This is a genomic window from Algibacter sp. TI.3.09, from assembly GCF_038154905.1.
Classification (GTDB): domain Bacteria; phylum Bacteroidota; class Bacteroidia; order Flavobacteriales; family Flavobacteriaceae; genus Algibacter.
On the sequence record NZ_JBAKAN010000001.1, the window covers coordinates 612,699 to 636,746 of the forward strand.

At 33.2% G+C, this 24,048-nt stretch carries 16 protein-coding genes; 7 read left to right on the top strand and 9 right to left on the bottom strand.

Features of this window, described 5'->3' with window-relative positions:
• Positions 1 to 306 precede the first annotated feature (306 nt).
• Positions 307 to 3,354 carry a SusC/RagA family TonB-linked outer membrane protein gene (locus V6246_RS02330; RefSeq protein WP_445818982.1) on the top strand — a complete coding sequence of 1,016 codons (3,048 nt, stop codon included), beginning with the start codon at positions 307 to 309 and terminating at the stop codon, positions 3,352 to 3,354.
• A gap of 3 nt (positions 3,355 to 3,357) precedes the next feature.
• Positions 3,358 to 5,127 carry a RagB/SusD family nutrient uptake outer membrane protein gene (locus V6246_RS02335; RefSeq protein WP_341558789.1) on the top strand — a complete coding sequence of 590 codons (1,770 nt, stop codon included), beginning with the start codon at positions 3,358 to 3,360 and terminating at the stop codon, positions 5,125 to 5,127.
• 72 nt (positions 5,128 to 5,199) lie between these two features.
• Here V6246_RS02335 and V6246_RS02340 read toward each other — a convergent pair whose 3' ends face one another.
• The 7 genes from V6246_RS02340 to tsaD form a co-directional block, all read right to left on the bottom strand.
• Positions 5,200 to 6,384: a class I SAM-dependent methyltransferase gene (locus tag V6246_RS02340; protein WP_341558790.1), complete on the bottom strand. Its 1,185-nt coding sequence runs from the start codon at positions 6,382 to 6,384 to the stop codon at positions 5,200 to 5,202.
• A gap of 7 nt (positions 6,385 to 6,391) precedes the next feature.
• A complete protein-coding gene (locus V6246_RS02345) occupies positions 6,392 to 7,480 on the bottom strand; it encodes an AI-2E family transporter (protein ID WP_042494874.1) in 1,089 nt (362 codons plus the stop codon).
• 73 nt (positions 7,481 to 7,553) lie between these two features.
• Entirely contained in the window at positions 7,554 to 8,054 is a 501-nt protein-coding gene (locus tag V6246_RS02350) for a TrmH family RNA methyltransferase (RefSeq protein WP_341558791.1), read from the bottom strand.
• A 261-nt stretch (positions 8,055 to 8,315) separates the two neighbouring features.
• Positions 8,316 to 8,957 carry a DUF4159 domain-containing protein gene (locus V6246_RS02355; protein WP_341558792.1) on the bottom strand — a complete coding sequence of 214 codons (642 nt, stop codon included), beginning with the start codon at positions 8,955 to 8,957 and terminating at the stop codon, positions 8,316 to 8,318.
• 12 nt (positions 8,958 to 8,969) lie between these two features.
• Positions 8,970 to 9,677, bottom strand: a complete 708-nt coding sequence (locus V6246_RS02360; RefSeq protein WP_341558793.1) for a 16S rRNA (uracil(1498)-N(3))-methyltransferase — start codon at positions 9,675 to 9,677, stop codon at positions 8,970 to 8,972.
• On the bottom strand, positions 9,677 to 10,315 hold the full coding sequence (locus V6246_RS02365; RefSeq protein ID WP_282148235.1) for a peptidylprolyl isomerase: 639 nt from the start codon (positions 10,313 to 10,315) through the stop codon (positions 9,677 to 9,679). Before V6246_RS02365 ends, V6246_RS02360 begins: the two co-directional genes overlap by 1 nt.
• Before the next feature lie 345 nt (positions 10,316 to 10,660).
• Positions 10,661 to 11,683, bottom strand: a complete 1,023-nt coding sequence (tsaD, locus tag V6246_RS02370; RefSeq protein WP_341558794.1) for a tRNA (adenosine(37)-N6)-threonylcarbamoyltransferase complex transferase subunit TsaD — start codon at positions 11,681 to 11,683, stop codon at positions 10,661 to 10,663.
• Positions 11,684 to 11,825: 142 nt separating this feature from the next.
• Here tsaD and V6246_RS02375 point away from each other — a divergent pair, with 142 nt between their 5' ends.
• The 5 genes from V6246_RS02375 (at position 11,826) to V6246_RS02395 (ending at position 20,600) form a co-directional block, all read left to right on the top strand.
• A complete protein-coding gene (locus V6246_RS02375) occupies positions 11,826 to 16,238 on the top strand; it encodes a translocation/assembly module TamB domain-containing protein (protein WP_341558795.1) in 4,413 nt (1,470 codons plus the stop codon).
• A 189-nt stretch (positions 16,239 to 16,427) separates the two neighbouring features.
• The gene (gene pfkA, locus V6246_RS02380; RefSeq protein ID WP_042503934.1) at positions 16,428 to 17,414 is read left to right on the top strand and encodes a 6-phosphofructokinase; all 987 of its coding nucleotides are present in this window, start codon (positions 16,428 to 16,430) and stop codon (positions 17,412 to 17,414) included.
• A gap of 17 nt (positions 17,415 to 17,431) precedes the next feature.
• Complete coding sequence (gene gap / locus V6246_RS02385) at positions 17,432 to 18,436, top strand: type I glyceraldehyde-3-phosphate dehydrogenase (RefSeq protein WP_042494878.1); 1,005 nt, start codon at positions 17,432 to 17,434, stop codon at positions 18,434 to 18,436.
• 72 nt (positions 18,437 to 18,508) lie between these two features.
• A complete protein-coding gene (locus tag V6246_RS02390; protein WP_341558796.1) occupies positions 18,509 to 19,372 on the top strand; it encodes an N-acetylglucosamine kinase in 864 nt (287 codons plus the stop codon).
• 7 nt (positions 19,373 to 19,379) lie between these two features.
• On the top strand, positions 19,380 to 20,600 hold the full coding sequence (locus tag V6246_RS02395; protein ID WP_341558797.1) for an ATP-binding cassette domain-containing protein: 1,221 nt from the start codon (positions 19,380 to 19,382) through the stop codon (positions 20,598 to 20,600).
• Here V6246_RS02395 and V6246_RS02400 read toward each other — a convergent pair.
• The gene (locus V6246_RS02400) at positions 20,597 to 21,490 is read right to left on the bottom strand and encodes a transglutaminase family protein (RefSeq protein WP_341558798.1); all 894 of its coding nucleotides are present in this window, start codon (positions 21,488 to 21,490) and stop codon (positions 20,597 to 20,599) included. The genes V6246_RS02395 and V6246_RS02400 overlap by 4 nt on opposite strands.
• Positions 21,490 to 24,048 (bottom strand): circularly permuted type 2 ATP-grasp protein, encoded by a 2,559-nt coding sequence (locus tag V6246_RS02405; protein WP_341558799.1) that lies wholly within the window; start codon positions 24,046 to 24,048, stop codon positions 21,490 to 21,492. Before V6246_RS02405 ends, V6246_RS02400 begins: the two co-directional genes overlap by 1 nt.

Sequence of the window (24,048 nt, forward strand, 5' to 3'; positions counted from 1 at the left end):
TCATATTAATGTTTTGAAAGATGTTTAGTTGGTTGATTTTATGTTTTTTAACGATTTATGGTCGGAATTGTAAGTTATAGTTTATTTAATAATGAGATAACGATAAGGTAAATTAGAACAGCTTAATATTTTCTTTTTTTGCAATCTCTAAGAGCATAACAACATGCTAAAACATTAAACCTATAACTTAAAAAATTCGACTCTATGTAATAATTAAATAGCAACCCTAATTTACAAATTAAAAACCGTAGTTGCTGGAACAACTACGGCTAAATTATTAAGCATTGTAAAACCAATCACTTAAAAATGTACACTAAAAATAATTTTTTTACACTAAAAAACATAGCTTTTTTAGTTTTATCTATTCTTTTATACCAAACAGGGTATGCAAATAGTATGCCTAATAGAGATTTAAATTTCAATAATAATACCTTTCAAACAACTATAAAGGGTATTGTTTTAGACGAATCTGGAGTACCATTACCTGGAGCTACCATTATTTTAAAAGGGACTTCAACAGGTGCTTCTACCGATTTTGATGGCGTATTTTCTATTAATGCCGCGATAGGGCAAACACTTCAGGTGTCTTTTGTAGGTTACGAATCTCAGTACGTTGATGTAACTTCTACAGATTTAAAAATTAACTTAAAGCCGTTAAACGCCATGTTAGATGAAGTTCTAATTGTAGGTTACGGCCAACAAACAAAAAAGGATTTAACAGGTGCAGTAACTCAGCTTTCTACTGGCGATTTTAAAAAGGGAGTTAATGTATCGCCCGATAATTTAATCCAAGGTAAAGTTGCAGGTGTACGTGTTGTACAATCTAGTGGCGAGCCTGGTGCAGGTGTTAATGTTTCCATTCGTGGTGTAGGGTCTATACGTAGTGGTAGTTCTCCTTTATTTGTGGTAGATGGTATACCGCTAAGTAATGAAAACGTTAGTGCTGCCAGCCCAAATGTTGGTTTGGGTAGTTCTAGCGCTAAAAACCCGTTAAACTTTTTAAATACTAGCGATATTGCTTCTATTACAGTTTTAAAAGATGCATCTGCAGCAGCTATTTATGGCGCTAGAGGTTCTAACGGTGTTGTAATTATCACTACTAAAAAAGGAAAAACTGGAGAAGCGTCTATTACCGTAGACTCTTATTTAAGTATCGCTTCTGTGATTAAAAAAACAGATGTTTTATCGGCTAGTGAATACAGAAACGCTATTACAGATGTTGCTTACGATCATGGTGGGTCTACCGATTGGCAAGACGAGTTATTGCGTAGTGCAGTAACACATAACAATAATTTCTCGTTTGCTAAAAAGACGGACAGCGGAAATTATTATACCTCTTTATCTTTTATGGATCAAGAAGGTATTGTGGAAACGAGTGGTTTTAAAAGAACAACAGCACGTTTAAATGCTGAAGAGTCGTTTTTAGACAACAAACGTTTAAAGGTTAAAGTGAATTTAACGGCCAGTCAAATTAACGAAACAGGAGTTCCAAATGGGGCAGATGCTGGATCGGATGGGCAGTTAATTATTCATGCGCTGATGGCAAACCCAACACAACCTGTTTTTACTGAAGATGGCGATTTTACCAACTTCAACTTAAACCAGAATTATAACCCTATGTATTTGTTGGATATTTATGATGACCATACGCAAACTCTGCGTGTTTTAGGAAATCTAGAAACAACATTTAGAATTATAGATGGTTTAGAATACAAGTTTAATTATGGTATAGATCGTTCGGTTTCCGAAAGAAATTCTACTATTTATCCAAATGCTACCGATAGAACGCCAGATGGTGCTTATGTTCAGAATAATTTAGAGTCTGAAATTGTTTTAATGGAACATTATTTAACGTACCGATTTGGTTTAAACAAAAGTAAGTTTGAAGTTTTGGGAGGTTTCTCTTATCAAGAATTCGATTTCTCTGGAACGTCTTTTTCTTTAATAGGTATAGATGAAAAAGGTACAGGTGTTGCTCCAGAATACGATCCTGGTTATTCTGGCGAGCAATCTGGAGTTAGCGGATATGCGCAAAGAAATGAGTTGCAATCCTACTTTGGAAGATTAAACTATAATTTTGATGATAAATATTTACTTACCGCTTCTTTAAGAGCCGATGGTTCTACACGTTTTGGAGAAAATAATAAATACGGTTATTTCCCATCGTTTGCTTTAGGTTGGAATTTAGATAACGAAAACTTTATTAGTGAAGTAGACGATATCGATCAATTAAAATTAAGAATGAGTTGGGGACAAACTGGTAACCAAGAAGTTCAGAATAAAATTACTCAAGCCAGCTATTCGCAATCGGCCTCAGGTGGTTATTATTTGTATGACGATTACAATTTAATAAACGGAATTGTTGTAAACCGTACGGCAAACCCAGATTTAAAATGGGAAGTTGTAGAACAATTAAACGTTGGTTTAGATTTTAGTTTATGGAATAACAAGCTTTACGGATCTTTAGATTATTATAATAAAACGACAACCGATGCTATTTTAAATATTTCTTCGGAACCATTAAGTCCTACAACAACCGTTTGGAAAAACATCGATGGAAAAATTGTAAACAAAGGTTTTGAGTTTGCTTTAGGTAGCAAAATTATTAATACTGAAGATTTTTCATGGAGCGTAGATGTTAATGGAGCAACTTTAGATAATGAAATACAAAACCTACCAGTATCAGAATTATACTCAGGTAGTGTTGCAGGTCCTGGATTATCTGGAGTTTTTGCCAATATCTATAAAAGCGGATACGAGGCTGGTTCTTTCTTTATGCTGAAACATTTAGGGTTTGATGCTGATGGAAACGATATTTTTGAAGATTTTAATGATGACAGTGTTATTAATACTGAAGATCGTCAAATATTTGAAGGCGCACTTCCAAATTTCACCTTTGGTTTAAATACAAACTTAAGCTACAAACGTTGGGATTTAAGTCTTGCTTTTATTGGGCAAACAGGAGGTTTATTGGTTAATAACACCAACTTGGCATTAAACATTAACAATATTGTTTCAGATAGAAATGTATTGTCTCAGTTTTATAACGATGGTGCGAGTTTCACGAACCAACCACAATTATCTACGTTGTACTTAGAAAAATCAGATTTCATTCGTTTAAACAATGCAAGACTTGGTTATTCTATAGATACCGATGCACTTAACATAACGTGGTTACAAGGTTTAAACCTTTACGTTAGCGGACAAAATATTTTCACAATCACTAATTATTCAGGATTCGATCCGTTGGTTAACAGCCCGCGAGCTTCTGGAGGAAATCAATCTATTGGTATAGATTATACGACTTATCCTTCCTCAAGATCATTTTTACTTGGTGCAACTTTAAAATTATAATTTATGAAAATTTCAAATAAAATATCAAAAATAGCTTCCGTATTCATGGTTAGTGCACTCGTTTTTAGTTGTACAGATTTGAATGAAGAAGTGATAGACGAAGTTATTGGTGGAGAAAGCTCTAACCCAGAAAGCGCCATGGCTGCGGCTTACGGTCAATTAGCAAATAGAACCTTTACCGATCACGGTAATGTATTTGGTTTGCAAGAATATCCAACCGATGAGTGTATGCTGCCAACCCGCGGAAGTGACTGGGGCGATGGTGGAAAATGGCGTGCATTAACCGAGTTTACTTGGGGAACAAACAATGCTGCAGTTGCCGGTACTTGGAATAATTTAACGAGCGGAATCACTAAAACCTTAACGGCAATTGAGTCTTTAGAGCAAAATCCAGATTATGCAAATTACGATTTGTTTTTAGCAGAAGCTAAAGGTTTATTGGCTTTATATCTTTACAATACGCTAGATTTATTTAACCAAGCGCCATACAGAGATCCGTTTACAGCGGGTGCGCCTTTAGAAATTCTTCAAGGAGAAACTGAAATCGATAACCTTATTGCCGATGTAGAACGTATTATACCAAACCTTGTTAATTTAGGTGAGCAACAAACCTATAATGGGCGTTTTACGAAACAGGCGGCTTATGCATTACTGGCAGATATGTACTTAAATAGAGCTGTTTTTAAAGATCGTTATAATGCCAGTTCTAGTTTTAATTTTACGGAAACTGCTGTAGATAATAATGGTAGCGATATGGATAAAGTTATTTATTACACATCATTATTAATTGATGGTAGCTTTAGTTTAGAGAGCAACTATTTCAAGAATTTTGATATAGATAATGGCAGCGGTTCTGAAATTATTTTTGCCATTGTTCAAGAAAATGATAACATTAGAAGTAGTGATAACGATTTTGCATACATGTCTACAGGGCGTGCACAAAAGCAAACACCAGATAATCGTGGTACAAACGGATCTTGCGTAGAACCTGAGTTTTACTACACTTGGGATGGAAATCATGATGATCCTCGTTTTCACCGTTACTACCAATATAGTGATGGTACTTGGTTTATGAACGATGGAACCACAGGGAGTGTACCTGCTGAAGATACCAGAACAGATACCGGAAAGTTACTTGTACATTTTAACCGTGGTTTACAAGTAGGGCAGCAGTATGGCCCAACTTTAGACGGAAAAGGTGGTTTTAATATGACAGTTGATGGACGTATTGAAATCAGTAAATTGTACATGGAAAAAAACACGACAACACCAATGGATTACACTCCTGATTTAGATTTTAGTAACCCTGTAGAAGCTGTGCTTTCTCAAGATCAAATTAATCGTGGTGTACGTAACTTTAAATGGGAATTCGACCCTAACTACGGTAACGGAAACTCTGCTGTAGATGTGCCATTATACCGTTTAGGAGGAATGTATTGTATGCGTGCAGAGGCTTATTTCCGTAACGGAGAAACAGCTTTAGCACTTGCCGATATCAATATGTTAAGAACAAGTAGAACGCGTGAAGCACTCTTCGGAAATGCGCCAGGTGTTGTTATTACTTCTTTAGATGAAACAACACTTTATAACGAAATTGGTTTTGAAATGTATTGGGAAATGTATCGTAGAAAACAAATGATACGTTTTGGAACTTTTGATAAACCTTATACAGCTAAACCAACTACGGAGCCGTATTTAAGAGTTTATGCTATTCCTCAGGCTACTATCGATGTAACCGCTGAAATTAGTCAAAATTTCGGGTATATCAATTAAGCATCAATTTTATAAATTGGTAATATGGAAAATCTCAGGCTTATGGTCTGAGATTTTTTTTTGAAGTAGTTTTTAAGAAGTTACCCGTTTAGTAATCAGGACCACCTTGTTATTGCCTAAGTCTGTAGTGAAAAATATGTAGAGATCGCCACCATCTTTAATGTTGAATTTTTTCCTAATATTTTGTACCGTTTCCGGGAAATTTCTCGTGGTGATGTTCGCTTTATTTAAGCCTCTTTTTTTTATCTCTTTTTTGTTATACGGTAAAATGTCTTCAATCTTAAAAGTCCTTCCAGGGAAATCTATTAAAGTATCATTGGTGTATAAATGCGAATGTTTATGAAGTTTAGAAACTTGTAATTGATTAGAAATAGAATCGAAAGCACCAGATTTTAAAATAGCCGAGTTCGGCTCGTAAAGATAGGTCAGTGGTAGGCTGTAATTAGAATCAGTCGTTTTTTCTTCATCTAAAATAAAACTAAAAAGGTCTTCTTTTTCCTTTTTAATATTGCATGTTTTAATACCGATATCTCCATTGAAATCAGCTTCTAAAATCCAAAGTAATTCTTTTACTTCGTTATTTACAGCTACAACATGTATGGTTTTTACATGCTTTAATTCGCCAATACCAACGGACAAATCGAGAAGCGGTGATGTTTTAATCATAATATTTTTACTTCTTTTAAAAAGTAAATCTAAATGCGTAGGTACATTAGGTAAGCAATCATTTAAAAAGAAAACTTTTCCTTTGCTATCATGTCGTCTAGAAGGGTCTATGTAAATCCAATCGAATTGAGAATCAAAGCTTTTTAAATACTCAATACCGTCAACAGTTTGTGTTTCTATGTTTTCAACACCTAACTGTTTGTAATTATGACTAACTATTTGAGATAATTTTGGGCTTATTTCGCAATGCGTAACCTTTTTAAAGCGTTTTGAGAAATAATAGCAATCTACTCCAAAGCCACCGGTTAAGTCGATTATAGTATCGCCTTGCATTAAATCCGCTTTATGTTTTGCTGTAACTTCAGAAGAGGTTTGTTCAATATTTAATTTATTAGGAAAATAAATGTTTTCAGCATTAAACCAAGTAGCTAACTTTTTTTCGCTTCGTTTTTTTGCTTCAATTTGTTCGATAATTTCGTTGGTTTCAACAGCTTCAAAATTGGTACCTTTTAATAAAACGGAGCTTATATCTGCCTTTAAATGAGCATCAATAAAATTTTGAATCTCAGTATGTAGTATAGAATTATTCAAAATGAATTTATAAACCTTTAGTTAGTTTTTTTACAATCTTGTTTTCAGCTAAAAACTCTTTTAAAATCACTTTAATAGCGGTGTAAGCAGGCACGGCTATTATTAAACCAATAATGCCAAAAAGAATACCTGTAATTAAAATCACCAAAAATATTTCTAACGGATGCGATTTTACACTCTTAGAAAATATTACGGGTTGGCTGCCAAAATTATCAATAAGTTGCCCAATCATGAACACAATAAATACCCAAAATGTTTTAGGTAAAATAACTTCGCTAAAGCTTTCGCCTAAGTTACTAGTCATGGTTAAAGTAAGCATTAATGCCGCGCCAATTAACGGTCCAACATAAGGAATAAGGTTCAACAATGCACATAGAAAAGCGATAACAATAGGGTTTTCTACACCAATAATAAGTAAACCGATGGTGTAAATAATAAATAGAATTAGTATTTGAAAAATAAGCCCTACAAAATATCGGGATAGTAGATCTTTAATTTTAGTTGAAGAGTTTTTCCAGCGAGACTCTTTGTTAGCGGGAATAAATGTTAGAATGCCATTTTCAAATAAACGGCTATCTTTCAAGAAGAAAAATGAAATAAATAATACTGAAAATAAACCAATACTAAAACTTCCAAGTCCACTTAAAACCGAGTTTAAAAAGTTCGGAATCATAGCGAAATTAATTTTAGACAGTAGGTTAGAGTCTTTTAAAGATTGTTCTACATCAATTTTATGTAAATCAAAATACTTGAGGATTTCAATATATAAATTTTCGATATTTTCTTGTAATAAGTCAATATCTAAAAGCGATAAATTTTGACCTTGTTTTACTACCAACGGAATAAATAAGCCAACCAAACCTATAAATAAGCTTAACAAAACAAGCATAGTTACAATAACGGCAATGGTATTTTTAAACTTCAATCTACGTTCTAAAAACAGAACAATAGGTCGGCCAATTAATGAAATTACTGCTGCTATGGCCACGTAACCAATCACCGATTGTATTTGGTATAGAAAATATAAAATGAGTGCTATGCCTAAAATAATGCCAATAGCTTTGAGTATACCGTTTGAAATGGTGTTCGAATTCATCTTGTAAATATAATATTATTTACGTTGAAATTTTGAGAGCACTCATTTTTTTGAAAATGGAGTAAATAGTAATTTAAGAAAGTTGCTTTGTGATTTCGTAAACAGCGATATTTGTGGCTTGTACAACATTCATACTGCTGTTTTGACCAAACATATCAATATGAAATACTGCATCTGATAGATTTAAAATAGCTTCGGAAACACCAAAGTTTTCATCACCAATTACTAAAACAATAGATTTTTCAGGTGAAAATTTAGCGGTGTGGATTGGTTCACTTTTATCCGTTATTTCTAAAGATATAATATGATGATTGTTTTCTTTTAATTCTTTTACAACCTCTAAAGCCGATGGACATATATCATAATTAACCACTTTTTCTGTTGCTCGTGATGTTTTCGATATTTTTCGTCCCAACTGAATGTTTTCACCACAAAGCACCAGTTTTTCAATACCGAAAGCATCTGCCATTCTAAATAAACTACCAATATTTGGTGCATTGGTAACATTATCGCATACCAAAGTGATTGGAAATGTACGTTTTTTGAAGTTGGTGGTGTAGTGGGTGAGTTGCACTGTAGAGTTTATTTGTTTAAGTGTGAGCTGTATTTTATTAATTTAGGTGAAAAGCCTTTCCACAAATATAGCTAGAATGGCTGGTTTTATATCCAAAGCAACATGTTAAGCCATCTGGACATTCATCATAATGAAAGTTAGAAAAACCAGTAGAATATGTGTGATTATTAATACTACTTAAAGATTGAAATATAAGCAATGCAATAAGTATAAATACCATGCTCTTAACTTTAATTGATGATTTTTTCATACGTTTAATCTCTAATGTTCAAAAGCATACTTTACAATATTAGCTCCCATTTTTAGAGCCTTTTCTCTAACATCTGCAGGATCGTTATGTATTTGTGGATCTTCCCAACCATCGCCTAAATCACTTTCATAAGTAAATAGCAATATCAATCTATCTTTTTCAAATAAACCGAAAGCTTGCGGGCGTTTGCCATCGTGCTCATGTATTTTTGGTAAACCTTTAGGGAAACTAAAAGCCGAATTAAAAACTGGGTGAGTGGCTGGCAATTCGATTAAATCTTTATTCGGAAACACTTTTTTAAGTTCCTTTGTAATATAAGGCTGCATGCCATAATTATCATCAATATGCAGGAAACCACCAGAAATTAAATAGTTACGTAAATTTTCGGAATCTGTTTCATTAAAAAACACATTACCATGTCCCGTCATGTGAATAAAAGGATATTGAAAAATATCAGGACTGCTCACTTCAACAGTTTCTACTTTAGGGTTTATTCTGGTATTAATATTTTCGTTGCAAAATGTAATTAAGTTTGGTAAAGCCGTGGCATTACCATACCAATCACCACCACCTTGATATTTTAAAATCGCCAAATCTTGAGCGGTACAAACCACCGAAAGCAGACAAAATAAAATGGAAGCAATGAATTTCATGATTTAAGTGTATTACATTTCATTAATAAACGCAACAGAATGACAAGCAACAATAGCTGCAGTTTCTGTGCGTAAACGTGTTTCTCCCAAAGTTACAGGAATAAATTTGTTTTGAAGTGCTAGATCTATTTCTTTAACCGAAAAATCACCTTCCGGACCAATTAAAATAGTGATATCTTGATTCGACTGGAGTTCGTTCTTTAACGATTTCTTATCGGTTTCTTCGCAATGCGCAATAAATAAATGTCCAGAAAAGTCTTGCTTTATAAAGGTTTTAAAAGGCACTGCCTCTTTTAATTCTGGTAAATAGCAACTTAAAGATTGTTTTGCTGCCGATTGAATAATGCGCTCAAAACGTTCTGGCTTAATGATTTTACGTTCGCTATGGTCGCAAATAATAGGGGTAATACTATCAATACCTATTTCTGTGGCTTTCTCTAAAAACCACTCATAGCGGTCGTTCATTTTAGTAGGAGCGACCGCTAGGTGTAAGTTATAATTTTTTTTAGGTTGTAATGTTTTGGATACAATTTCTGCTGTGCATTTATTGATATTAGGTATCGATATTTGAGCAGAAAAGAGCCAACCTTTTCCATTTGTAATATGCAAAGTATCTCCAACTTGTTTACGAAGCACTTTTACAATATGCCTGCTTTCTTCTTTTTCAAAAGAAAATTGTGTTGTGTTTTCGTTTATGTCGGGATTATAGAATAGTTGCATTAGTTTTTTGCTTCAACAATTTTTAAAACTTCAATTTCTGCGATGTCTTTAGGTTCATGTGTTTTTAAAACTACATAATACCAGCTTTTTTCAGTAACATCAACAGTAAAAATATCATTTAAGTGATGTTCGCTGCTTATTATTGCGTTTTCAAAATCAGGATGTACTTCTCCTGATAAAAACCAACCTAAATCGCCTCCTTTATTGGCATTATCGTCCATGGAGTATTGTTTAGATAGAAAATCGAAAGGTGCTCCGTTATGGTATTTTGCAATAATTTTATCACGCAAGTCATTAATTTCATCTCGTTTGTATTTAGTACCGTCTAGATAAATATAAGCAACTCTGTAATAGGTTTTCTTGTTTTTTTTAACAACTTTATATACGGTTTTCTCGTATTCGTTTTCGTTAACCTTAGTACCTCCAAGGCGCATATCGAAAAGCTCTTTTGCTAAATTTGTTTTGTGTTTTTCCTCATTAAAGGTGATAAGTTTGTTTTTTTTAGAATTTTTCGACTCTAGAAATTGTTCAATTTGTTCCGGAGTTTCAACAAGTTCTAATTCTTTTTCGATTGATTTTTGTGCATTCAAAAAAGATGAAAAGCCTATAAAGGCCGAAATAAATAAAAGTTTGGTCATAATATTTGGGGTATATTTTCAGAGCCAAATTTAAAGTTAATGTTTGTGATATGAAAGTAGAGGCTATAAGTTATTAAGAATATGTTGTTAATAGCTTTAAATTGAGTGTGTTGGTTTAGGGGTTTTTTACTTTTACTACGTTGAATAACAAGATTATTATTGAAGTTATGCGTTAATTTTCAGCTTTAAGCTGAATAAATAAAAGCACGAGCTATTAAATTTAGAACTGTAAAAAAGGATGAATCCATAGACCGTTCCGAAGAAAACGAAGCATATGAAACTTCTGAAAAACAAAAAAGCCACATAAATTATGCGGCTCTTTTTGAAAAAATATTATAATGAAATTTAGATTTTTAATCGTGCTGATGCTACTACATCCTGCTCGGCAAAATCTTCTTCTAAAAATTTTAAATATCCAACAATAGCAATCATTGCGGCATTATCTGTAGTGAATTCAAATTTAGGCACGTAGGTTGTCCAACCAAATTTTTGTTCACCATCTTTTAAAGCTTGTCTTATTCCCGAATTGGCCGAAACACCGCCACCAATTGCAATATGACTAATACCAGTTTCTTTGGTTGCCAGTTTTAATTTATCAATTAGGATACCAATAATAGTATATTGAATAGAGGCACAGATGTCGTTTAAGTTTTCTTCAATAAAGTTAGGATTAGCCTTAACTTCGCGCTGAATAAAATAAAGAACAGCTGTTTTAAAACCAGAAAAACTAAAATTTAATCCATCTACTTTCGGTTTTGTGAATTTAAAAGCTTTAGGATTTCCTAGTTTAGCGCGTTTATCAATTTCTGGACCTGCAGGATAACCTAGACCCAAAATTTTTCCGCTCTTATCAAAGGCTTCACCAACGGCATCATCAATGGTTTCGCCAATAACCGTCATATCAAAATGAGAATCTACACGAACAATTTGTGTGTGTCCGCCCGAAATAGTCATGGCTAAAAACGGAAAAGGTGGTTTATCAAAACCTTCTTCATCTATAAAATGCGCTAAAATATGCCCTTGCATGTGGTTTACATCAATTAACGGAATATTTAATCCGTAAGCTAAAGATTTTGCAAACGATGTGCCAACCAATAAACTCCCCATTAATCCTGGACCACGTGTAAAAGCAACAGCACTAAGTTGTTCTTTGGTAATATTTGCCTTTTTTAATGCTTGGTGAACTACAGGGACAATGTTTTGCTGGTGCGCTCTAGACGCCAATTCTGGTACAACACCACCAAATTCTTCATGTATTTTTTGAGTAGCAACAACATTACTTAAAATTTTACCGTTGTGTATTACGGAAGCCGCTGTATCATCGCAAGATGACTCAATTCCGAGTATATAAATATTTTGTTCCTTCATTAGTGAATATTAGGCACAATAATTGTTAATTTTGAATCCGAGTAACCGAATTAAGAAATTCTATTTGTTTGTGATTGCAAAAATAGTTTATTCTAAATAAAATTATAACGTTAAGGGTATCAAAAAATTTCTAAAAATATTATTGAAAATAGCAGGTATATTGCTATTGTTGTTCATCATTTTGGTGTTGGTTCTCTCTATTCCTGCCGTACAAACAAGTTTAGGTAATTACGTAACTAAGCGTATTAACAGCGATTTTAAGACCAATATAAATGTAAATCAAGTTAGTCTTCAATTTAATGGAGATGTTGAGCTTAAACAAATTTACATTGAAGATTATAGACAGGATACCTTAATAAGTATTGCCGAATTAAACACATCTATTCTAGGTGTTAGAAATCTAATTAATGGGCAATTGGTTTTTGGAGATATCGATATTGAAAATCTTAATTTTAATATTAAAACCTATAAAGACGAAGCAGAAACCAATTTAGATGTTTTTGTGGCACGTTTTGATAGTGATAATCCAAGATCGGAAAAAAGTAACTTTTTATTATCGAGTAGTGATGTATCCATATACAACAGTGTTTTTAAGTTTACAGATGAAAACAGAGAGACTTCAAAGTTGCTTCATTTTGAAGATTTAAACATTAATGCTACCAATTTTTTAATTAACGGAAGCGATGTAAATGCTAGAATTAATACCCTTAATTTTGTAGATAGTCGTGGTGTTACCGTTAAAAATATGATGACCGATTTTAGTTATACCCTAACAGATATGACTTTCGGGAATTTGAGTATTAAAACACCAAACTCGGAGTTAAAAGGTGATTTAAAATTCTCCTACGATAGGGCAGATTTTAAATATTTTACCGATAAGGTTTTGGTTTCGGCCAGTTTTAAAGATTCTAAAATTAAGTTAGACGAGTTAAATACGTTTTACAATGAATTTGGCGTAAACCAAACAGCAACTTTTAGTACCGATATTTCTGGAACCTTAAATGATTTACAAACCTCTAATTTAAAATTAAACACCAATAGAAATACACGTATTTACGGCGATATCAGCTTTAAAAACCTTTTTAATAAGGAAGAAGGTAATTTTTATATGAACGGGAAATTTAGAAATTTATCGTCCACATATAAAGATTTAAAAGCCTTGTTGCCAAATGTATTGGGTGCCGCTATTCCTTCGTCTTTCGATAGGTTAGGGTATTTTACGGTGGTTGGGAACTCTCAAATTACATCGTCTACGGTGGTTGCAGATATTCAAATAGATACCGAGCTAGGTTTTGTCGATTCTAACTTAAGAATAAGTAAAATTAACGATATTGATAATGCGGCTTATAAAGGTAATATTATTTTTGAGGAATTCGATTTTGGAACATTTTTAGACTCTCCAACCGTTGGTAAAGCATCTCTTAATTTTGATGTAGATGGTAATGGTTTTGTTACTAAAACTATTAATACACAAGTAAAAGGTGATGTGTTTGAAGTTGAGTACAATAACTACAAATATCAAGGTGTAAAAGTAGCCGGAAATGTTAGAAATAATATTTTTGACGGAAACCTTATCGCTAATGATAGAAACCTGAAATTAAACTTTACAGGCCTTGTAGATTTCTCTGAAACTGTAAATAAATATGATTTTGAAGCGAAGGTAGAATATGCCAATTTAAACGCTTTAAACTTCGTAAAAAAAGATAGTATTTCTATTTTTAAAAGTACAGTTAAAATGAATATGAATGCCAGTAATTATGATGATGCTTACGGTAAAATTTCATTTAGAAAAACTAATTATAAAAACGAAAATGACACCTATTATTTTGATGAATTCGATATTTCATCGCGTTTTAGCGAAGGTTTACGTTATATAGAAATTAACTCACCAGATATTATAGAAGGTGATTTTAAAGGAAAATTTAAATTTAAGGAGCTTAAAAAATTATTCGAAAATTCTATTGGTTACATTTATACCAATTATATACCGAATGAGGTAGAAGCGAACCAAAGCGTCGATTTTAATTTCACCATTTATAATAAAATTGTAGAAGTTATTTATCCAGAGCTTCAGTTGGCAAAAAACACCTTTATTCGTGGGCAAGTAGAGAGTGATGAAAGTCAATTTAAACTCACCTTTAAATCACCTAAAATTAAGCTTCAAAATTATTTTGCAAACAACATCGAGTTGCAAGTAGATAATAGTAATCCTGTTTTTAATACTTACGTAGAAATAGATAGTTTAAATACTAAATATTATAATGTTTCCAACTTCAATTTAATTAATGTAACGGTTAATGATACGTTGTTTATGCGATCGGAATTTAATGGCGGAAAACGTAATAAAGATAATTTCAACTTAAGTTTCTATCATACTATTAATGAAGAAAACGAATCGGTTATTGGGTTTAAACAATCGGATATTACAATCAAGGATAATAAGTGGAATATTAATGAGTTACAAGATAAGTTTCATAAAATATCATTTGATAAAAAATTAACGAAATTTAATATTGACAAGTTTAGAATTAACCATGAAAACGAAGAAATTAAACTCTCCGGATTTCTTAGAGATTCTACAGAAAAGGATATAAAACTTAACTTTACTAATGTCGATTTAGCTAAAATAACGCCAGATATCGATAGTTTAAATTTATCTGGAAACGTTAATGGTAAACTAGATTTAGTACAGCAAAACGGGAATTATTTACCCAATTCTAGTATCATCATCAATAACTTTAGAGTTAACGATTTTCTGTTAGGTTCTTTCGATGCTAATATTATTGGTAATGAGTCGTTAACAAATTACACAGTTGATGCAACAATTAAAAATGATGATTCTAATTCCTTTACCGCAAAAGGCGATATTTATGTAGCTGGTAAGGCCTCTAAAATTGATGTGAGTTTGATGTTTGATGGTTTCGATTTGTATCCTTTAAACCCTTTATTGCGCGATGTTTTAAGTGATATTCGCGGTAAGGCAGAAGGAGAAATACAGGTTGTTGGCGATTTAAGAAAACCTAATTTTAATGGTGAACTTATAGTAAAGAAAGCAGGTTTAGGAATTCCTTTTTTAAACGTGAATTACGATTTTGCAGAAAACGCTTCTGTGAGTTTAAAAAATCAAAGTTTTATATTTAACAACATCAATATTACCGATACAAAATACAAAACAAAAGGATTGCTAAAAGGCGATTTAAGTCATGTTAATTTCTCTAAATGGAGTCTAGGTCTAGATATAACAACTAAGAATTTATTGATTTTAGATACCAAAGAAACTGAAGACGCACTGTATTATGGCACAGGTTTTATTGGGGGTGAAGCTAGTATTTATGGACCAACTGAGGAGTTAAGAATTAATGTAATTGGAGAAACGAAACCAGGAACAGTGTTTAAAATACCGCTGAATGATGCTGAATCTTTTGGAGATAACACCTTTATACATTTTATTACTAAAGAAGAAAAAGAAGCACGTAGCAAAGGAGAGGAGCTTATTTTTGATGAAATTAAAGGTTTGGAGCTCGATTTTGATTTAGATGTAACCGAAGATGCCGAAGTAGAAATTATAATCGATAAAGCTACAGGACACTCTTTAAAAGGTAGAGGACGAGGCGGATTGTTAGTTGAAATTAATACTAACGGAAAGTTTAATATGTGGGGAGATTTCGCGGTTTTCGAAGGACTCTATAATTTTGCTTATGGTGGTTTTGTGCAAAAGCAATTTACAGTTCAACCGGGTGGAACTCTAGCTTGGGAAGGTTCGCCTTTAGATGCTGAGATAAACATGAATGCTATTTATAAAACGCAAGCTAATCCATCTCCATTATTAGATACACCAATTAATAGAAGTATACCTGTAGAATTAAACATTGCTTTAACAGGAAGTTTAGAGCACCCAGTACCAGAATTTACTTTTGAGTTTCCTAATGTAAATTCTACCATAAAATCGGAGTTAAATTACCGTTTGGAGTCCGATAGTGATCGTCAAGATCAGGCCTTGTATCTTGTGTCTACGGGTTCTTTTTCTGGAGGTTTAGATGAGCTTAATTTTTCGGGAACTATTGCCGAACGTCTTAACGGTATAATTAACAGCGTGTTTTCTAACGGCGATAGTAAACTGAGTTTGGGTTTAAATTATGAGGCCGGACAAAACACACCAGATTATCAAACCGATGATCGTGTTGGTTTAACACTGCAAACACAAATTAGCGATCGTGTACTTATCAATGGTAAAGTAGGTGTGCCTGTTGGTGGCGCAACCGATACAGTTATTGCTGGCGATGTGGAAGTTTCTTTTCTTTTAAATGAAGATGGTACGTTAACCGCTAAAGTTTTTAACAGAGAAAACAGTATTCGTAATTTTGGTGAAGATATTGGGTACACGCAAGGTGTAGGGCTTTCGTACAATGTCGATTTCGATACGTTTAAGGAGTTGCTTAGAAAAATATTCACTAAGAAGTCCGACAGTGAGGATGATGTGTTAGAGCGCCCTGAAAAGGAAGCAGAAAGCGCATTGCCTGATTATATTTCTGTAAAGCCAGCTTCAAAAAAATAATTCTTTTTCAATAATTCTCAATAAAATTACCTCAATTTGGTTTTAATCGAATAATTAGGGGTTAAAATAGCATGTTATTTAATATTTATTACTAAAACGTTATAGTATCAAACTACTAATAAAACAGTGTTAATAGTATGATTATATTCTTTTTCTTTATTAAATTTACGTTTTAATTATAAGAAATAAATGCCAAATAAAATAAAGAAAATAGGAGTGTTTACATCAGGAGGAGATTCTCCAGGTATGAATGCCGCCATACGTTCGGTAGTAAGGTCTTGTGCCTACTACAATATAGAATGTATTGGTATATATAGAGGTTACGAAGGCTTAATGGAAGGCGATTTTGAATCGATGGATGCCCGTAGCGTAAAAGGAATTATCAATAAAGGCGGAACTATATTAAAATCGGCACGTTCTACAGAGTTTAGAACCAAAGAAGGCCGTCAAAAAGCTTACGATCAATTAAACAAAGCAGGAATTGATGCTTTAGTTGCTATTGGTGGTGATGGTACGTTTACCGGCGCATTGGTTTTTAACGAAGAGTTCGGTTTCCCAGTAATGGGTATTCCAGGAACTATCGATAATGATATTGTTGGAACGTCTCATACATTAGGTTTCGATACGGCTCAAAACACCGTAGTAGAAGCTATTGATAAAATTAGAGATACAGCAAGTTCACATAACCGTCTATTTTTTATAGAAGTTATGGGGCGTGATGTTGGGCATATTGCCTTAAACACTGGTATTGCTGGTGGTGCTGAAGAGATTTTAATTCCTGAAGAAGATTTAGGATTAGAACGTTTGGTAGAATCTTTAAAAAGAAGTAGAAAATCAGGTAAATCGTCTAGTATTGTAGTGGTTGCCGAAGGTGATAAAATAGGTAAAAATATTTTTGAACTTAAGGACTATGTTGATGAAAACATGGAAGGGTACGATGTTAGAGTATCTGTGTTAGGGCACATGCAACGTGGTGGTTCTCCATCTTGTTTCGATCGTGTTTTAGCGAGTAGAATGGGCGTTAAAGCCGTAGATTCTTTATTAGAAGGTAAATCTAACTATATGGTAGGTTTAATTAATAATAAAATGCAGCTTACTCCTTTAGATAATGCCATAAAAGGAAAAACAAAAATTAACTTAGAATTATTGCGTGTCTCAGATATCATGAGCACTTAACATTTATAAACAAGAATATGTCAAAATTAAAAATTGGAATTAACGGATTTGGTAGAATAGGTAGAATTGCTTTTAGAGTAGCAGCTTCTAGATCTAATGATATTGAAGTAGTAGGAATTAATGATTTATTAGATGTTGATCATTTAGCTTACTTATTAAAGTTCGATTCTGTTCACGGACAGTTTGATGGAACTATCGAAACTAAAGATGGTAACTTAGTAGTAAACGGAAATACAATTAGAGTTACTGCAGAACGTAACCCTGAAGATTTAAAATGGGATGCTATTGGAGCAGACGTTGTTTTAGATTGTACTGGTATCTTCACAACTTTAGAAGGTGCTCAAAAACATATTACTGCTGGAGCTAAAAAGGTTGCAATTTCTGCACCATCTGCTGATGCACCAATGTTCGTTATGGGTGTAAACCATAAAGAAATTACTGCTGCACATACTATCGTATCTAACGCATCTTGTACTACTAACTGTTTAGCGCCATTAGCTAAAGTAATTAACGATAAATTCGGAATTGCTGAAGGTTTAATGACAACTGTTCACGCTGCAACTGCTACACAATCTACTGTTGATGGGGTATCTAGAAAAGATTACCGTTTAGGTCGTGCTTCTTTAAACAACATTGTACCAGCTTCTACTGGAGCTGCAAAAGCTGTTGGAAAAGTAATTCCTGAATTAAACGGAAAATTAACTGGTATGGCTTTTAGAATCCCTACTGTTGATGTATCTGTAGTAGATTTAACTTGTCGTTTAGAGCGTCCAGCTCCATGGGCTGAAATTAAAGCGGCTTTAAAAGAAGCTTCTGAAGGTGAATTAGCTGGTATTTTAGGTTATACTGAAGAAGGTGTTGTATCTCAAGATTTCGTATCTGAACCAAAAACAAGTACATTCGATGCAAACGCAAGTATGGCATTAAATGACGGTTTTGTAAAATTAGTTTCTTGGTATGATAACGAGTTTGGTTATTCAACTAAATTAATTGATTTAGCTCAACATATCGGATCAATATAATAAATAATTTATATATTTCCACAGTGTTATTTATTTTGAATAATGCTGTGGATTTTTTTATTCTAAGAACTTATGATTTTAATTGTAGATAGTGGTTCTACTAAGTCCGATTGGCTTGCTGTAGATAAAGACGGAAATAGATTAATGGATAAAATCCGAACTAAAGGATTAAATCCAGCCATTTTAAGCGAGAAAAAGCTTAATAAATTAATTAAGAAAAGTAAAGAATTAAAATCTAATGCCGATAAAGTAACACACGTGTTCTTTTATGGTGCTGGTTGTGGTACAGATAATGCGAAAGACTTATTAAGTACCGTTTTAAAAGATATTTTTACTAATGCTCATGTTGAAGTTAACGAAGATACATTAGCTGCCGTTTACGCTACTATTAACGATCCAAAAGAAGCTGCTGTAGTTTGCATTATGGGTACAGGTTCTAACTGTAGTTATTATGATGGCGAAGTATTACACCAACGCGTTATATCACTTGGTTACACGCTAATGGATGATGCTTCTGGTAATTATTATGGTAAGCAGTTAATTAGAGATTATTACTTTGGTAACATGCCAGAAAATGTTAAAATAGCCTTTGGTGCTAAGTTTAACATGGAGGCAGATTTTATTAAATACAACCTATACAAACAACCAAGTCCTAATGCTTATTTAGCAGGGTTTGCTGAATTTATGTTCTTACATAAAGATTCAGAATATACCATTAACTTAATTAAAGATGGTATTCGTTTGTTTGCAAAAAACATGATTTTCCAATTTAAAGAAGAGCTAGAAACAGCACCTGTACATTTTGCAGGATCTATAGCCTTTTTTGCTCAAAAAGAAATTAGAGAAGTTGGAGAAGAAATGGGCTTTACAGTTGGAAATTTTGAACGTAGACCAATTGATGGTTTAGTGCCATTTCATACCAATAATTTAAAGTAAAAGATAAATGCAAAAGCATTTAGCAATTTATATATCTAATAGTTTTGATAAGGATAGCCTTATCAAAACTATTTTTTTTGGAGAACTAATTTCTGGTTTTTCAAGTTTAAAGGGTGCACTTTTTTCTGAAGTAATTTTAAATAAATTTATAGATGAAGAAATACGTCACGGCAAAATGAACGTAGCTACTCAAACAAAAAATAGTTTACTTCATTCTTCAGAAGGTGAACGAAAAAAAGCACTTCTCGATCATATAATAGCTCAAAAACCCGATTATTTAGTAATTGATAATGTTTTTGGTAATTTAGACGTTGCTACACAAGCACATATTGAAAAGGAGTTGGCTGTTTTAAGCGAAACAACTTCAATTGTTCAAATTGCAAACAGAAAATTAGATGTGCTTCCTTTTATAAAAGGTATATATCAGGTAGAAGATAATAAGTTAGTTGAGTTTTCAAATACAGAAAATAAAACAGAACCTTTTTATTTTATTGAAGCTTTGCCTACGGTAGAGTATCATGATAAACCCGAAATTTTAAATCCTTTAGTCAAGTTTAATCAAGTATCAATTAATTATGGCGAACGTTCTATTCTAAATTCCATTTCATGGGAAATAAAATCTGGACAATTTTGGCAATTAATGGGACCAAACGGATCTGGTAAAAGTACCATACTAAGTATGATTTTTGGAGATAATCCTAAAGCGTACGGACAAGACATAACGTTATTTGGCGTAAAAAAGGGTAGTGGTGAGAGTATTTGGGATATTAAACAGAAAATTGGTTATTTTTCTTCGGAAATGCTTCGCGGTTTCACCCGCCGAGATGCTATTGGTAACATGATTGCTTCTGGTTTTTTTGATACCGTTGGTTTGTATAAAACACCAACCAATGCGCAAATAAAAATCGCGCAACATTGGTTACGCGTTTTAAATATGTTCGATATTAGAAAACAATGTTTTTTATCGCTTTCGCGCGGTCATCAGCGTTTGGTTTTAATAGCAAGAGCGATGGTTAAAAACCCGCAGTTGCTTATTTTAGACGAACCTACTAATGGTTTAGATGATAGTGATGCCGCTTTATTTTGCGAATTAATTAATAAAATAGCAACAGAAACTGATACAGCTATTCTATATGTATCTCATAGAAAAGAAGCTAATTTAGATCCTGATTTTATTTATGAATTACTTCCAACAGAACACGGTTCTACAGGGCGTGTAGTCGATTAATCTACCGCAGGTCTAATATCTACTGCTACTTTCATTTTATTGGCACCAGAACTATAAATAACACCTTTTAGAGGTGGCACATCATAATAATCACGACCATAAGCCACAATAATGTGTTGGTTTTTTGGTATTTGATTATTTGTAGGGTCGAAATCTACCCATCCAAATTTTGGAATATATACAGAAAACCATGCGTGAGATGCATCGGTTCCTATTAGTTTTTCTTTTCCAGGAGGCGGTAATGTTTCAATATAACCACTAACATAACGAGCCGGCAAGCCAATAGACCTTAAGCATGCAATCCCTATTTGTGCAAAATCTTGACAAACTCCTTTTTTCTTTTCCATAACTTCTTGGATAGGAGTAGCCACATTGGTAGCGTTTGAGTTAAACTCAAAATCGGTAAAAATGCGTAACATTAATTCTGAAGTTGCTTCGAATATAGGGCGATCTGGCTTAAAAGATTTTAAGGCGTAGTCTCTTATGTTTTTAGATATTTTAGCAATTAAAATAGATTCTAATAAAAACTGTTTTACTTCTAAAATTTCAGGTGAAATAGATTTTAATTCTTGTTTGGCTTCATCTAAAGTAATAGTGATCCCGCTTTCCGATTTATATATATCGGGCGCTAAAGTATAATCACGAAGTACTTTACTTTTTGCAATAACTTTTAATTCTTTATGGTATTGCTGTATGGAAAAACGGGTAATGGTGTTTCCAAAAAAGTCGGTACGTTCAGATATTTCTGTTGGTTTTGGACTAATTTCCAGATCGTAACTTAAAATGGTTTGTCCCAAAAAATCACGAGGTTTTAAGGTCGCGATATTATGACAAAATGTAACGCCATTGCCGTATTTGTAACTCGTGGTATGTGATAATTGAAAAACCATTATTGTAGTGGGAAGTTTTGATTAACCAATTGATTTTGTTGATATGAATGATTGAAATACGTATCAGAAATAGATAAAGAGGTTTGATGCAATAATTCGCTAAGCTCAGAAAGCATCTCTTCTAAATTCTCTCTTACAGCTTCTGTTTCATCTAACTCTAAAAGCGTATCGATATTCGATTTTTGAATAATTTGATTGGCCTCATTAATTAAATCGTAACATTTTGAGTTACCCGTAATACCAGTTGGTAATGGTAATTTTCCAATATCCTTTAAAATTCGACTTAATTGATAGGTGAGCGAACGGCTGTATTTATCGTTAAGTATAACTAATTTCACCACGTTTTCAACGCTAAGGTAAGATCGGTAACTGTAACGGTAAATATTTAAACTTTCATGACTAGATAGTAAAGCCTCTAGCATTTCATATTCTAAATCTTCATCATAGCTCGCCACAATTAAAGATCTGCATTTAGCAATAGTTAAACTCGCTTGTTCGGTTTGCAAACCAATAAAATAAAGTAGTAAACCTTGGTCTACTAAAATACTTTCTTCAATTAAACCCATAAACGCAATAAGGCGAGTAATAGTACTATCTAACAGTTTAAGCAATTGAGCTGCGGTATATTGCTTCTCTCTATCGTGCTTATTCCATAGTTTTTTGATTCCATCGAACACGCGCCACATATCTTTAGACCATAAGTTTCTAAGCGTGTAATATGAGTTGTTAAAACTGCCTAAAGTTTGTGCTAACGAACCTACTTTATAGCTATCTAGAACTAGAGCGTTTAATTCTTTTAACGGATTTTTAAGAAGTTCTTCTTTTCCTTTACCAACAAAACCAGGTAAAGTATGTGTGATGCCGGTTATGGCTTCAAAAATGATTTTTAAATTTTCAGAAGGTTCTTCTCCATTTTTATATTGCGAACTTTGCATGTTATTTAAACACATACGCAATAGGCGAGAAGTGACTAGCGCACGACCCAAGTAACGACCAGACCAAAACAGGTTTTCTGCTGTATGGCTTGGTAAATCGTTAATATCCGATACTGGATTTCGAAATTTATTATCCCAAGCATAATTATGAAAGTAGTTTTGCTGAGTGTCACTTACAACCCAAAAATCTTTACTAATTCCACCTCTTTGGTTAGATACTATTAAGTTTTCACGTTCTGCGGCAACACGTACTAAACCGCCAGGCATAATGCTGTAGCTGTCCTTTTTAGCGATAGCAAAGGTTCTACACATTATTTTACGTGGCTCTAATTTGCCATCTATAAATTCTGGCGCCGTAGAGAATTGTATTTTAGCTTGTGCTACAAATCGGTAAGGATTTGCTAATATTTCTTCTTTTAGTTTATTTAATTTGGCTTCATTTAAAAATTCACAGAAGTATATACTTTCTCTATTAGAACGATCAATTCGTTTTACAACATATTTTTTTATGTTCTTTAAAACATGATTTCGTTCCTTTTCTTGTCCACACCACCAAGAGGCTATTTGCGGAAGTAGTAATTCTTCATTTAAAAAATACTTACAAATAGCATTCATAAACGGGATAAGTCCAGAGTTTTCTAAAACACCGCTACCTATAGGGTTTACAATGCTTACGTTTTTTTGCCTAATAACATCTAGAATACCTGCGATGCCTAAGTAAGAATCTTCACGAAGTTCTAAAGGATCCATATAAACATCATCTACACGCCTTAAAATAACATGAACTTGCTTTAATTCCTTTAAAGATTTCATCCAAACTTTACCATTTCTAACCACTAAATCGTTTCCTTTTACTAAAGGATAACCAAGAAATGAAGACATGTAAGCATGCTCGAAATAAGTTTCGTTATGCGGACCAGATGTTAATATAACAATGTTTGGATTGTCGATATCTTTTGGAGCCGCATCAATTAGCATTTGGTTATAATCTTGAAAAAAATCGCTTGGCTGCTTAACGTTAATACCGTTAAATAAATTTGATGCCGCCTTGTTCATAGCGAATCTGTTTTCTAAAGCATAACCTAAACCAGAAGGTGCTTGCGTACGATCGTTAACCACCCACATACGGCCATCTGGGCCTCTTGCTAAATCGGCTGCGTGAATTAGTAAATCTTTAGAGGTGTTGTATTTTATTTGATCGCATTGGCGTAAAAAACCGCGATGCGCAAACAGTACTTCGTGCGGTACAATACCGTTTTTAATAAGTTCACGCTTACCATAAATATCTTTTAAAATTAAATTGAGTAACTCAGTACGTTGCTTTAAACCTTTTTCAATGGTTTGCCATTCTTTATCATGAATTAAAAAGGGTACAATGCTTAAATCCCAAGCGCGATGTAAGCCCTTGGGATCGTTATAAACATTGTAAGTTACACCGTTTTCGTCCATTAACCAATCAATTTCCTTTTGTCTAGAAATTAATTCGTCGGGACCTGCATCGGTTAAATTAGATAGTAAATCATCCCATTGTGGGTTAATTTTCATATTAGATTTCAATACTTCATCATAATTTTTATGATTGGTAAAATAATTCTGAAATAGTGTATTTGAATCTATGGTCAT

Bases quoted from the DNA above. Each gene is read 5' to 3' on its own strand.
- V6246_RS02360 (WP_341558793.1), bottom strand. From the start codon at position 9,677: ATGCAACTATTCTATAATCCCGACATAAACGAAAACACAACACAATTT.
- tsaD (WP_341558794.1), bottom strand. From the start codon at position 11,683: ATGAAGGAACAAAATATTTATATACTCGGAATTGAGTCATCTTGCGAT.
- V6246_RS02405 (WP_341558799.1), bottom strand. From the start codon at position 24,048: ATGACCATAGATTCAAATACACTATTTCAGAATTATTTTACCAATCAT.
- V6246_RS02395 (WP_341558797.1), top strand. From the start codon at position 19,380: ATGCAAAAGCATTTAGCAATTTATATATCTAATAGTTTTGATAAGGAT.
- pfkA (WP_042503934.1), top strand. From the start codon at position 16,428: ATGCCAAATAAAATAAAGAAAATAGGAGTGTTTACATCAGGAGGAGAT.
- gap (WP_042494878.1), top strand. From the start codon at position 17,432: ATGTCAAAATTAAAAATTGGAATTAACGGATTTGGTAGAATAGGTAGA.
- V6246_RS02335 (WP_341558789.1), top strand. From the start codon at position 3,358: ATGAAAATTTCAAATAAAATATCAAAAATAGCTTCCGTATTCATGGTT.
- V6246_RS02365 (WP_282148235.1), bottom strand. From the start codon at position 10,315: ATGACCAAACTTTTATTTATTTCGGCCTTTATAGGCTTTTCATCTTTT.
- V6246_RS02355 (WP_341558792.1), bottom strand. From the start codon at position 8,957: ATGAAATTCATTGCTTCCATTTTATTTTGTCTGCTTTCGGTGGTTTGT.
- V6246_RS02390 (WP_341558796.1), top strand. From the start codon at position 18,509: ATGATTTTAATTGTAGATAGTGGTTCTACTAAGTCCGATTGGCTTGCT.
- V6246_RS02345 (WP_042494874.1), bottom strand. From the start codon at position 7,480: ATGAATTCGAACACCATTTCAAACGGTATACTCAAAGCTATTGGCATT.
- V6246_RS02400 (WP_341558798.1), bottom strand. From the start codon at position 21,490: ATGGTTTTTCAATTATCACATACCACGAGTTACAAATACGGCAATGGC.
- V6246_RS02330 (WP_445818982.1), top strand. From the start codon at position 307: ATGTACACTAAAAATAATTTTTTTACACTAAAAAACATAGCTTTTTTA.